The organism is Streptomyces sp. WMMC500, assembly GCF_027497195.1.
Taxonomy (GTDB): domain Bacteria; phylum Actinomycetota; class Actinomycetes; order Streptomycetales; family Streptomycetaceae; genus Streptomyces.
This window is the reverse complement of sequence record NZ_CP114905.1, coordinates 5,319,179-5,331,375: the sequence shown is the minus strand read 5'-3', so window position 1 is coordinate 5,331,375 and position 12,197 is coordinate 5,319,179. Positions and strand designations below refer to the sequence as shown.

The 12,197-nt window shown below is 71.5% G+C and carries 8 protein-coding genes; 3 read left to right on the top strand and 5 right to left on the bottom strand.

What is annotated here, in order from left to right:
* Nucleotides 1-21: 21 nt before the first annotated feature.
* Both O7599_RS23030 and O7599_RS23025 read right to left on the bottom strand, forming a co-directional pair.
* Nucleotides 22-966, bottom strand: a complete 945-nt coding sequence (locus tag O7599_RS23030; protein WP_281617507.1) for a pyridoxamine 5'-phosphate oxidase family protein — start codon at nt 964-966, stop codon at nt 22-24.
* A 10-nt stretch (nt 967-976) separates the two neighbouring features.
* Complete coding sequence (locus O7599_RS23025; protein ID WP_281617506.1) at nt 977-2,341, bottom strand: MFS transporter; 1,365 nt, start codon at nt 2,339-2,341, stop codon at nt 977-979.
* A 922-nt stretch (nt 2,342-3,263) separates the two neighbouring features.
* On the opposite strand from O7599_RS23025, the gene O7599_RS23020 reads away from it, so the two are divergent.
* The gene (locus O7599_RS23020; RefSeq protein ID WP_281617505.1) at nt 3,264-4,208 is read left to right on the top strand and encodes a hypothetical protein; all 945 of its coding nucleotides are present in this window, start codon (nt 3,264-3,266) and stop codon (nt 4,206-4,208) included.
* A 251-nt stretch (nt 4,209-4,459) separates the two neighbouring features.
* On the opposite strand, the gene O7599_RS23015 is transcribed toward O7599_RS23020, so the two are convergent.
* Nucleotides 4,460-5,590 carry a glycoside hydrolase family 19 protein gene (locus tag O7599_RS23015; RefSeq protein WP_281617504.1) on the bottom strand — a complete coding sequence of 377 codons (1,131 nt, stop codon included), beginning with the start codon at nt 5,588-5,590 and terminating at the stop codon, nt 4,460-4,462.
* A gap of 272 nt (nt 5,591-5,862) precedes the next feature.
* On the opposite strand from O7599_RS23015, the gene O7599_RS23010 reads away from it, so the two are divergent.
* Nucleotides 5,863-7,062 carry a DMT family transporter gene (locus O7599_RS23010; RefSeq protein WP_281617503.1) on the top strand — a complete coding sequence of 400 codons (1,200 nt, stop codon included), beginning with the start codon at nt 5,863-5,865 and terminating at the stop codon, nt 7,060-7,062.
* Between the two features lie 201 nt (nt 7,063-7,263).
* The gene (locus tag O7599_RS23005; protein WP_281617502.1) at nt 7,264-8,598 is read left to right on the top strand and encodes a tetratricopeptide repeat protein; all 1,335 of its coding nucleotides are present in this window, start codon (nt 7,264-7,266) and stop codon (nt 8,596-8,598) included.
* Nucleotides 8,599-8,864: 266 nt separating this feature from the next.
* Here the strand turns inward: O7599_RS23005 and O7599_RS23000 are convergent, their stop codons facing one another.
* On the bottom strand, nt 8,865-9,668 hold the full coding sequence (locus tag O7599_RS23000; RefSeq protein WP_281617501.1) for a nuclear transport factor 2 family protein: 804 nt from the start codon (nt 9,666-9,668) through the stop codon (nt 8,865-8,867).
* A 214-nt stretch (nt 9,669-9,882) separates the two neighbouring features.
* Nucleotides 9,883-12,195, bottom strand: coding sequence for a helix-turn-helix domain-containing protein (locus O7599_RS22995; RefSeq protein ID WP_281617500.1), 2,313 nt, complete (start codon nt 12,193-12,195; stop codon nt 9,883-9,885).
* Between the last annotated feature and the right edge of the window lie 2 nt (nt 12,196-12,197).

Genomic DNA, 12,197 nt, shown 5'->3' with positions numbered 1-12,197 from the left:
TGCGGCCGGGACCCCGGGTGATCAGGTTTCAGCGGCGGCCCGGGACGCGGACGCTGCGGCGAGAGTCTTCAGAGCCTGCCAGTCCACACGCGGTCGCTGCAGACCACGCCCGTGCAGATAGGCCGTGGCCGTCCGGCGAACGGTACGCAGCGTGCGTACCTGGGTGCGTGGGCCGCCGTCGCCGATCGGCTCGATCACCCGGTGTGGCACCAGCAGCCAGTCGCCGTCATCGGACTGCCGCAGCTCACCCCGCACCAGTGCGTAGTAGAGGCCGGCGAGGCGGTCATCGTGGCGGTGCACGAGGAGGCTGGCCGGGCCGGGTACGACGTCGCAGTCGGCGGCCGGTTCGACCAGGAACCCGTCGGGCCTCGCCACGGTCCGCGTCCGCATGAGCAGCGGGGCACCGTGAGCGTCCCGCGCGCCGAGCACGGCGGTGGGGAAGCGGGCGAGAATGCCGGCGCCGGGCAGGGAACTCGTCCGGCCTGCCGCGTCGCCCCGGTCACCGGGCGGCGTGGTCAGAGGCGCGCGAGTGCGCACCTCGGTGGGGCTGATGGTGATGCTCAGCCGCAGGTAGTACCAGTCCATGAGCCAGCGGGCGGGCCGGTCCATAGAGCGTCGGCTGTCGGGCTGACGATCGAAGAGCATCGACCAGTACGCCTCGTCGCCCGAGGGTGCGGTCACGATCTGCTCCGGACACACCGCCGTACCCGGCACGAACACCTCTTGTGGGGCGTCCAGCCCACTGCCGGTGGGATCGGAGAAGAGCAGGGCCACCCGGCCGTCACGACGAACGTTCAGCGCTTTCTGGGACAAGCCGATCGACGTGGTGACGAGGAATGTGCCGTCGTCGCGGCGAAGGGTTACCGTCGGCCAGACGATCGGGGTGCCGTCCCGGGCAAGAGTAGCGAACTCACAGGTCCGGTGGGCGTCGACGGTCTCGCCCACCGCCGGTTCGAGGGATATCACGCGCGCAACCTCACTCTATTTCAGATGTGCTGGGGACGAGAGCAAGCTCGGTGTGGTGTTTCCGCTCCGGGAGCCGATCACCGCCGGCGATCGGCGCGATCCAGCGGCTCGGCTCGTGCTCGCGTCCGATCTCGGGAAGCTTGAAGGTGGCCAGAGCGCCGAGCACACCCATGGCGGCCAGAGCCGTGAAAAGCGCCTGATAGCCGCCCAGCATCAGGAATGCGGGCGCGGCGAACGGCACGAACGACTGCGGCAGCGAAGCGGCGATGTTGATGATCGCGAGGTCCTTGCCCGCGTCGTCCTTGCTGGGCAGCAGCCGTACGCACACCGCCAGATCGACGGCGAGAAAGGTTCCCAGGCCGACTCCGATGGCGGCCACCCCCGCGTAGATGAGCGCCATGTCCCGGGCCCCCGCCATCAGGATGAGCGCTGCGGCCGCCAACACCCCGGCGAAGACCACAAACGGCTTCTGCCGCCGAAACATGTCGGAGAGATAGCCGGCGACCACACTGGAGACGGCAACGCATCCGATGGTGAGCACCGCAAGTTTCAGCACGACACCTCCGATCTCCTGCTCGCTTACGTCGAAGCGCTCCATGAGGAAGAAGGTGCTGAAGGTGCTGGATGCGAAAGCGCACATGATCAGGAAGCGGACGAGCCATGCCCATCCGAACGCCGGGTGGCTCCGCGGGTCGAACCAGAACGTCGAAGCAACGTCCCGCGGATTCAGCGGTGGCTTCGGCGTGCTGCTTCGCGGATCACGCAGCAGGAGGACGGCAACGGTGCTCGCCCCGATGGCGAAAAGCGCGATGGCCCACCACTGACCGGCGCTTCCCTCCGGGAACGCGTTGGCAAGTGACAGGCCGATAAGCGGCCCCATGGCCGCGGCCAGGCCGACGAACCCGGATACGCCTCCTCTGCGGTGCTCGGCGACCTGGTCCGCGACGAGGGCACTGTTCGCGGCGTCCTGGAAGCTCGCGACCGCCTGCACTCCGCACCACAGCAGCACGACCTGCCAGACCTGCGTCGTGAAAGTCACCCCGATCAAAGCAAGCGCGGCCAGCAGGGAGCCGGTGAGGAGCCAGGGGCGGCGCCGGCCGAACCGGACACGGGTACGGTCCGAAACCCGGCCGGCGACGGGGGTGAACACGATCGCGACAAACGCGCCGAAACCTGTGACGATCCCGAACGCGGTGGTCGCTTCGCCACCCGTGATGTCCTTGAGGTGCAACGCGAGCAGCAGTTGGAGCGGAGTAGTGAGCGCGACGTGGAAGCCGAACTGAGACAGCATGATCGCGGGCACGAACCGGCGCAGCGGAGTGACACCGTCGCTTGGTCTGCCGACCGGCGGCGTGATGAGCTGCTCCGTTGCCATAGCGCTTCCTTAGTGCGGAGGGTTCCAGTGGGGGACACGCTGGCCGTCATGGCCGGGTGAGGCCGCATCCGCCAGTTCGCCGTGCACGCCACAGCGGACTGCACGGCCCACTGCGGCGGCACTTCATCGACATCCGCACCACGTGTCGCGGCTCAGAGTGGTTCACCGGTCGGCGCGCCGGCTCGCGCACGAAGTCGTACTCGACCCGCAGACGAGCGTCGGGGCCCGGCTTCGGCCCGAGGATCAGGTCGTCCTTCACAGCCCGGGCGACGCGGTCGTCGAGGCACTCACCACCGGTGAAACACAGCCGGGGCGTGACCTGGCGGTGGCGCTCAGCTCGCACGATGACGTGCAGGTGCGCCGGGCGTCACGGGTGCCGGCCGGCGGCGTCGAGCGGCTTTCCGGTCGGGCCGTCGGTCCGACTCGGCATGCGCCAGCGGCGTGCCGTCGAGGTCGCGGACCTGCCCCGGCGAAGACATCGGCGTGCCCGGCTCACCGTCCGAGCTCACCCGCGCCCACCTGCTCACCGAGCACGTGCCGGGGCGCTACACCCTGACACGACCTGCCGCGTGTCTACGCGGGCGCGCGGGTGCAGGCGCGGGAGACAAGGGGGGAGCGGGCGGCGGACCGGCTGGTGTGCTGGTATCTGCCACACCGCGGATGCCGCCTACCCGCATCTGACCCCGCATCGCCGGCGGATCCCGCCGATGTCTCCGCCGGCCGGCCCGCCCGCGTGAAGGATCCCTTCGCCTTCGTGCTGATCACATCGATGTCCACATGAACCCCTACCGCGCTCAGGCGCGTGGGGACGCGAAGAGGCCGTCGCCGCTGAACCGTTCGGGCACTGCGCGCCGTAGTAGAGGGTGCGAGAACGGGCGCCGGGCGCTCCCCTCACCGACCACCGAACCCGGAAAGATGATAAATGCCAGGAAAGCCAAGGAAACCCAACCATGATCGGGCAGTTATTGCTGATGCCCTTGCACGCTACAATGAAAGCCCTCTGGACCTAACGGATTTCGCCCGAGACGACTTGAAGGAGAAAAGGGAAACCTTCAGATACTGGGTACAAAATCACCTCAAGTATGGCGTAGACCTCAAATGGGAAAAACAGTCCGGTGCGAACAGAAGTATGGCACTCTTTCTCGACTGGAAAGAGAGCGGGCAGTCCAAGGAGGAATTCGCTGCAGCACGGGGAATGACTCGCGCGAAATTCGAGAGCGGTATTGCGCAGGCTATAGCGTCGAACAGGGAAGCGGAGGAAGAGTTCAAGAAGTGGTCTGAAGGACTGCTGAGAGAGCAGGCTGCTGGGGGATCCGCGGCACCCACCGGCCCGGCCGGCGGGTACGACATACCGAGCCAGCAGTACACCGGCACCGCAGGCCCCTCCAACCCCCAAGCACCGTACGCCTACGGAACCCCGGCACCCACCGGCTACGGGGATCCGACCGGCGGGTACGACTGGACGAGCCAGCAGTACACCGGCACCGTAGGCCCGTCCAACCCCCAAGCCTCGTACGCCTACGGACTCCCGGCATCCTCCGGCTACAGCGGCCAAGCCCACGGGTACGACATACCGAGCCAGCAGTACACCGGCACCGCAGGCCCCTCCAACCCCCAAGCGCCGTACGCCTACGGAACCCCGGCACCCACCGGCTACGGGGATCCGACCGCCGGGTACGACTGGGCGAACCAGCAGTACACCGGCACCGCAGGCCCGTCCAACCCCCAAGCCTCGTACGCCTACGGACCCCCGGCATCCTCCGGCTACAGCGGCCAGACCCAACGGTACGACGAGCCGAGCCAGCCGTTCCACGGCGGCTTCGGGAGTTCCCGTCCTCGGTCGCCGGGGAATGGCCCGGCGAAGTGACGCAGAAATGCAACCCCCAGCCGTACCCCGCACCGAAGACGGCAGGGCCCGCAACCCTCGATGCCCGCCGGCTTGTCCGAACGGTTTGAACCGCCCCGGCCCTAGCGCCGAACGAGCAACGTACCGACGGACTCCGCCACGTCCAGCACACGGCACACCCAGCCTCGACCAGAGCGTGCCCCGCACGGCCAGGAGACGGCGAAGCCCCAGGGCAGCGGCCCTGGGGCTCGTCGCGCGGCTGCGGCGGTGGATCAGCAGGTGAGAAGGTTGCCGTGCGTGACGCCCAGGATCTGGGTGAAACGCTGGTAGTTGCCGATGCGGCTCTGGACCTGCGCGGGGTTGGCCCCGTCGCACTCCAGGGCGCCGTTGATCGAGCGGATCGACTCACCGAAGCCGGCACCCGTGACCATGGCCGTGTGCCCGGGCATGGTGCCGGGGCCGCTCTGGGTCATCCAGTACCACAGACCGGTCTGCCAGGCCACGGCCGGCTCCCGCTCCACCCGCCAGGGGTCGTTGAGCAGGTCGATGCCCAGCGCGTCGCCGGCGGCCTTGTAGTTGAAGTTCCAACTGAGCTGGATGGGCCCGCGACCGTAGTACGCGGCCTGCCCGGCCGGGCAGCCGTAGGACTGGGCCGCGTCGCAGTAGTGGGGGTAGTTGGCCTGGTTCTGCTCCACGACGTGGACGAGGCCGCCCGTCTCGTGGCTGACGTTGGCAAGGAACGCGGCCGCCTCCAGCCTCTTCATCCTGTCGTCGCCGGTGTTGGCGAAGGCCGGGTACGAACCCATGGCCTCGGTCAGGCCCTGGTACGTATAGAGGGGGTTCCGGTCCGGGAACATCTCGTTGAACTGCGCCTCGCTCACCACGGCCCCCGACGGGACGTCAGGCGCCGAGTCGCCGGGCGGCGGGTCGTCAGGCGCCGGGGCGCCCCCGCCGCCGCAGGCGCCCTGGTCGGCCCAGACCCCCCACTCCCCGGTGGTGCCGGGCACCTCGCCCAGCGTCCACCACTTGGCCACCCAGTTGCGGCCCTCGTAGGAGACCACGTCGTCCCCCCAGTAGACCGCCGAGCTGTTCCACCCGGCCGCGCAGTCGGCGGCGCTGGCCGGGCCGGCGGATACCACGGGGACCGCGACGACGAGCACGGCCGCCGCCGCGAGGGATCCGGCCAGCGCCCTGACGCGTCCGCCGCCCCGGCGGTGCGGACGCACGGGCGCGCGCTCGCGCAGCACCTCATCAGGCCGCTTTACGCGCACGCCGGGCACGCCGTCGGACGTGGTGGCCCTGTACCAGTCCGGGGGAACGACGCCGAGATTCCCGTGCCGCACGGAGGAGTTCTCCGGTTCCTCGTGAACCGCAACCCGGCCGGCCTCTCTTCGCGATGCCATATGTCTGCTCCTGATCGTCGTCTGCCAACCGTCTGCTGACTGCAACGGGGAGAGCGGCGGAAGGGTTCATGAAGGTTCAGCCCGAACTTTGCGTGACTTTGCCGCACCAAACCGGAATGAACTGACGTCACCGCGCCCACGTAGTAGGGGCGAATTCAGGGCGGGAAGGCCCTCCCCGGACTCCGTAGACCACCGCGAGCGAATATCGTCCGGCATCGGGACCATTCGACGCACTCACCGACGCATCCGACATCAGAGGTGTGGCCCCGCTCATGACAGAAAAAGTTCTGCTGCCGGACGCCATTCCCACAACTCGCCGTATCCAACGGCCGAAGTGGGGAATGGATCCGCTGTCCACGGCGGCGACCCTGGTCACTGTCACCGCCTTCGCGGCCACCGCTCCGCTCACCGCCGCGGCCTCCGCCTCGCCGATTGCCATGGCCTTCTGGCGCAACTTCCTGGGGGTGGCCGTCCTCGTGCCGCTCCTGTTGGTGCTGCGCCATCGCCAACTGGTGCTCGTGGTGCGCGGGAAGCGACCCCTCCTGCGCCGGGCGCAGTGGCGGCCCCTGGCCTGCGGCTTCCTCGCGGCCTCCGCGCTCGCCTGCCACTTCGCGGCCTTCATGACGAGCACCCGGCTGACGTCGGTCGCCATGTCCACCGCGCTCGTCGCCACCCAGCCCGTCTGGCAGGCCCTCATCGCCGCGGCGCAAGGCGCCCGGGCGTCCGGCAGGACGTGGGCAGGTCTCACGCTCGCCGTGGTGGGAGCGGCCGCCGCCGCCGGTCTCGACATGCAGTCCGGGAGCACGGTGTTGCTGGGCGATCTTCTCGCCCTCGTGGGCGCCATCGCCCTGGCCGGATACACCTCGCTGAGCGAACGGGCACGCGCAGCCGTGAGCACACCGGTGTATTCGACGTTCACCGCACTGGTCTGCAGTCTGGAACTCCTCGCCCTCTGCTGGCTGGCCGGCATCCCGCTGTCAGGTTTCGACGGATCCACGCACCTGTCCCTGCTCGGGCTGCTCATCCTGCCCCAGCTCCTGGGGCTCGGCGCGCTGAACTTCGTGCTCGGCAGAGCACCGGCGACGACGGTCAGCGTCCTCCTCCTGCTGGAGAGCCCCATCGCCGCTCTCGCCGCCTGGTCGCTGATGAGCCAGAGCATCGAGCCGGCGGCCGCACCCTGGCTCCTGCTGATCATCGTCGGTGTCGCGATCGTGGTGACGAGCGGCGGCAGCGAACGAACAGGCAGAGAAACGCGGACACCACGTGGTACGGCGGACGAGGCGCGTGCGGCTCCACCGAGCCGCGGAGAGGCTGAGAAAGGCCGGGTGGTTGCGGACGATGTGCTCGGCGCGGTGCGGTTGAGCGGGCCTCGGACCGGTAACCGAGTTCTCCGGCGCACCCACGGGTTCTGCGCGGGACGGGCAGTTCACCGCGGGCTGTCCCCGACGGCGCCTCCGCACACCCCGGATTGAACCGTTCCGCAGCCGCTCCCGTGGTGAGGGCCGTCACGGGTTCGGCCCACCACCCCCTGCTCCGCAGGTCCGGGCCGGCCCGCCGGTCCGGGGCCGCCCCGCCCACCGGTCTGCCGTTGCGCGGGGTGTCGCGCTCAGCCTTGTACGCCGCCGACGGATGCACACGCGCGCGCCACGCCCGCAGCCGACCAGAAGGTGACGATGACCGACACATCCCACCCCGGCCACGCCGCACTTGACGACTCCGAGGCGCACGTCCACCGGTGCCTGGCGCGGCTGCCCTTCGCCGACGTGGACGTGGAGCTGACCGCCGCCGCCTGCGCGCTGCGCGGCCGGGCCGCGGGCGAGGCGCTGGCGGCGCTGGCGGACGCCGGACTGCTGGAGCGGCACGGCAGGCACCCGGTCCGCGGCCCGGTCTACGGACTCCGCGGCGCAGTCGGTACCCATCCCCGTACACATGTCGACCAGCTCGGCCGGCTCGACCGCCTCGATCACGAGGAGCCCGACCCCGTCGCCGGGGAGCCGCTGCGCCGGGCGCTGGACTGGCTCCTGGCCGCCGCCACGGCCGCCGCGCACCTCCTGGACCGCGGCTACCGGGACCTGGACCGCGACCACCACCACCCGCCCGCCGACGCACCGGCCTTCACCACCGCCTCCGAAGCCCTGGCCTGGCTGGATGCCCAGCACACCATTCTCATGGCCGCGGTCCGCGCCGCCCACGCCGCCGGGCTGCACGGAAGCACCTGGCGGCTGGTGCACGCCATGAGGCCCTGCTGGACGGCCTTCCACCACTACCCCGGATGGCTCGAAGCCCACGAGCTGGCGTACGACGCCGCCCAGCGGTGCGGCCACGCGTCGGCGCAGCGCGAGATCCTTCGCACCTGGGGTGTCGCCCTGCGCAACGCCGGCCGGCATGCACAGGCCACCGTCGCCTTCACCCGGGTCATCGCCGCGGCCAGGACCGCCGGGGACGAACTCGGCGTCGCCCGGGCCCTGTACGAACTCGGCGGCACCCACCTGGACGCGAACCACCCCCGTCAGTCGGAGCCGTTCCTGCGCCGCGCCCGCGGGCTGCTCCGCACGCTCGGCGACGTACGCGGGGTCGCGCTCTGCGACGTCTGCCTGGGGCGGGTGGCCCTCGTCCGCGACCGCCCCACCGAGGCGATCACACTCCTGAGCGAGGCGCGCGCCGCCCTCGTCGCGGAGCGCCATGCCTTCGACGCCGCTCGTGCCCTGGCCTGGCTCGGCCGGGCCCAAGCACATGACGGCGACTACGCCACCGCCCTGTACGATCTGCGCCTGGCCCACGACGAGTTCGTCGCCGTCGGGTCGTCACGCTGGATCGCCCGCGTACGGGAGATGCTCGGCGACATCGCCCGGGAGCAACACCGCCTCGCAGACGCCGCCCGGTTCCACGCCCAGGCCCTGGAGATGTACGGCAGGAGCAGCCCGCGTGATGCCAAACGCCTCCGCCGGCACCTGGACGGCCTCAAGGCGCCCACCGACAGCCCGGACGACGACCGTGACCGGGTCTGACACCGGCGGCGCCCGGGCGCGGTGACCGGTGTCGGCCCTCCTGGACCATGTGGGTGCGTGAGCACTCCGGCTGCAGGTCGTGGTCTTGCCGGTCAGGGCGGGTGCACGCATGGATGCGGCCACCGTTGGTCATCGTGAGTCGTGTGGACTGACGAAGAGACGGTGGCCGCACGTCGCCGGCGGACCGGCTCAGGGCCTGGACGTGAGAACGACGTCACGCCTTCCACGGCGCGTGCCGCCCGCGGAGGCGAGGGGCTCCATGGTGCTCAGGTCAGGACCGACTTGAGGCGCTGGATCGACTCGGTGAGCTCGTCGGCGGACCGCACCGGCAGGTGGGGCAGCGCCGGGGGATGCGTGATGCCGGACCAGTCGTAGGTCTGGGTCACCTCGGTGCTGCCGTCCTCAAGAGGCGTGAGACACCAGGTGTAGCGCTGGCCGAGGGGCCGCTGCCCGGGTGCGGCGGGGGCCCAGCCGATGGCGCGGCCGGCCTCGTAGACCACCACGTGGTTCTCGATGACGTAATCACCGTTCATGTCGTTGTGCATGGCCATGATGAAGGTGTCCCCCACGGCGGTCAGGGACCCGGTCGCCTCGGTGTGCCGGATGGTCCCGCTCGCGTCGAGAGCGCGGTGCCTGCGGGGGTCGGCGAGCACGGCGAACACCTGCTCGGCCGGTGCGGCGACCACCCCGGACACGGTGATCGTCGTCTCGTCCCGGTGGGTCACCGGGTCGAGGTAGAACCGCGCCCAGTCGATGCGGCCGTCTGCCGCGGTCACGATGACGGGCCCGCGCAGGAGCGCCGTCCCGCCGCCCGGCCCGGTGCCGCGCATCTCCCACTCCGACCAGATCTCGTCGCCGTCGCGGACGTGGCGCAGGATCTCGGCCCGCAGATCGGAGATGCCGGCGAAGATGCGGGTCCAGTTCTCCTGTACCCGGTCGTGGCCGACGAACCCCTCGTACGGCCGCAATGGCCGCTCGCAGTTGAAGTCCGCGGTGAAGCACGCGGCCACCTGCCGGGGATCGTGCGAGTTGATGGCGGAACACAGCGCGTCCAGGACGCTCTCCGGCATGGTGCTTGTCCTCTCGTGGCCGGCCGGGCACGTCGGTGCCCGGCCGCGTCGTGGTCCGCGCGCCGCGTGGCAGTGGTTCCGCCTCGACCCGTGACGCGCACGGACCCCTGCCACCCTCCACCCGTCGCGCTGCGGACGACACCCACACCGGACCCACACCGGACCCACATCCCAGGCCCCCACGGACGATCGTCGTCGCGTGGCCGGATGGTCTTCAGGCCGCGGCCCGGCGGTGCATCTCCCCGGCCCAGCCGGCGACATCCGCGGGAGCAGCCGCACAGCCGAGCCGCCACGCGCGCTCGAAGTCCGCCGCGCCGAGACTGGCCCGGACCAGGGCCGTGGCGTCGCGCACCCGGTGGGCCTCCGCAACCTCGGCGGCGGCGCGCTCGACGGCGTAGGAGGAGGCAGCCCCCGTCAGCCGCGCGGCGATGACGTGTTCCCCCAGCCGCACGGCCACATCGACGAGCGGGGAGAGGACGTAGGTCATCGACCACGTGTTCCCGGAGTCCACCGCAAGCTCGACCGCCTCCCGGAGCAGCGTTGCCGCCTCCGTCGCGAAGCCGAGCCGGCTCGCCCGGATCCCGCGGATGGCGAGCACGGTCGTGAGTTCCAGCGCGTTGCCGCTCCGGCGGGCCACGGCCTCAGCTTCGCGGTGGAAGCGGTCGGCGGCGTCGGTGTCGTCCGCCTCCTCGGCGAGGCGACCGCGCACCGCCGGCCGGTAGCTGCTCCACCATGAGACGCCCGCCGCGGCGTTCTCCGCCTCGGCCACGTCCAGCAACTCGGCGCAGACGCCGAGATCGGACGCGAAGTAGGCGTGGGTCATGGCCAGCGTGGCGGCCTCGGCCGCCAGGCCGCCCGCTCCGATCCGCCGGGCGACGACCAGTGCGTCACGGGCCAGATCGCAGGCCCGTCGGCGGTCGGCCCCGTGCTGCAGCGCGGACCGCGCGATCAGCAGCCGCGCCCGGCCGACGTCGTCGACCGGGCGGGACGCGAGCCTTGAGGTCCACTCCCGGCCGTCCCGGGCGTGGCCGCGGATGACGAGGAACTGCCAGACCAGCCACACCAGTTCCGCCGCGTCCTCGTGGCGCGCCTCGTCGAGCATCGCGGAGAACGCGACACGGAGGTTTCCGAGGTCGGCCTCAAGGTGCCGCAGCGCGGACACCTGTCCCGCGCCACGCAGGTCACCGACCAGCCGGCGGCCCTGTTCCAGCATCGCCCGGGCCAGCCCGAACCGTGCACGGGCGCGGTCGGCAGGCGCGAGCCGCGTGGCCGCGTCCCGGCGGATCGGCTCCAGGAGGCGGAACCGCGCGACACCCTCGACCTCCGGTGCCCGGGCCACCATGGAGTGCTCCAGCAACTCGCCCAGCGCGGGCAGCACGACATCGGGGTCGTCGCCTCCGACCTCCTCGGCGACGGCGAGCGAGAACGTCCCGGCGCACACCGACAGGCAGGCCAGGACCGCGCGGGCCGGGGCGCTGAGGAGGTCATGGCTCCAGGCGAGTGTCGCGGACATGCTCCGCTGGCGGTCAGGGAGCTCTCGCGGGGCCGGCGCGGGGAGCGCGTCGAGACGCGCGAGCAGCGCGGCCGGACCGAACAGCGCCGCCGCCGAAGCGGCGAGCTCCACCGCGAGTGGCAGCCCGTCGGCCCGTTCCACGAGAGCGGCCACGGGCGCGGCGGTCGTCTCGTCGTCGAGCACCAGCCCGGCGGCGTACGCCCGGTCCGCGAACAGGCGCGCGGCGGCGGGCGGCGTGAGCGGGGCGACGCGTACCTCCTGCTCGATCCGCAGCCGCAGCCGCGCCCGGCTGGTGGCGAGCACGACGAGCTCCGGGCAGGACCGGACCAGGGCCGCCAGCCGGGGAGCGCAGGACAGCACGTGTTCGAGGTTGTCCAGGACCAGCAGCATCCGGCGGCCGGCGACGACGGAGGCAAGCGACTCAGCGGTCTCCTCGGCGTCGGGCTCAGGGAGGTCGAGTGCGGTGGCGATGGCGGGCAGGACGCCCTCCGGTCCGGTGACGCCGGCCAGCTCGACGACCACGACGCCGCCGGGGAAGCGTGCGCGGACCCGGTCCGCGACGGCGAGCGCGAGGGTCGTCTTGCCGACTCCCCCCGGCCCGGTCAGCGTGACGATCCGGCGGTACGGCACCTCCAGGGCAGCCGCGACGGCGGCCTCTTCCTCGTCCCGGCCGAACACCGGGACGGCCGGACCCGGGACGACCCGGTCCGGGAGGGCCCAATCCGGGAGGGCCGGGTCGCGAGGCACGGGTGCGGGCGTCGCCCGGTCCCGCACGGTGCCGATCAGCTCGTCGCGCTGCGCGTCGTCGAGAGCGAGCGCGTCGGCGAGTGCGCGCACGGAGTGCGGGTAAGGCCGTCGCCGTTCACCGCGCTCCAGGAGGCCGACCGCCTTCGCCGTCATCCCGGCCCGCCGGGCGAGCTCGTCCTGCGTGAGGGACCGCGCGGTCCGGAGCTGCCGCAACAGAGCTCCGAAGGCCGTCACGGGCGTCCGCCGGGGGTCGCTGGGCCGGGTCACGT

Bases quoted from the DNA above. Each gene is read 5' to 3' on its own strand.
- O7599_RS23025 (WP_281617506.1), bottom strand. From the start codon at position 2,341: ATGGCAACGGAGCAGCTCATCACGCCGCCGGTCGGCAGACCAAGCGAC.
- O7599_RS23020 (WP_281617505.1), top strand. From the start codon at position 3,264: ATGCCAGGAAAGCCAAGGAAACCCAACCATGATCGGGCAGTTATTGCT.
- O7599_RS23015 (WP_281617504.1), bottom strand. From the start codon at position 5,590: ATGGCATCGCGAAGAGAGGCCGGCCGGGTTGCGGTTCACGAGGAACCG.
- O7599_RS23010 (WP_281617503.1), top strand. From the start codon at position 5,863: ATGACAGAAAAAGTTCTGCTGCCGGACGCCATTCCCACAACTCGCCGT.
- O7599_RS23005 (WP_281617502.1), top strand. From the start codon at position 7,264: ATGACCGACACATCCCACCCCGGCCACGCCGCACTTGACGACTCCGAG.
- O7599_RS23000 (WP_281617501.1), bottom strand. From the start codon at position 9,668: ATGCCGGAGAGCGTCCTGGACGCGCTGTGTTCCGCCATCAACTCGCAC.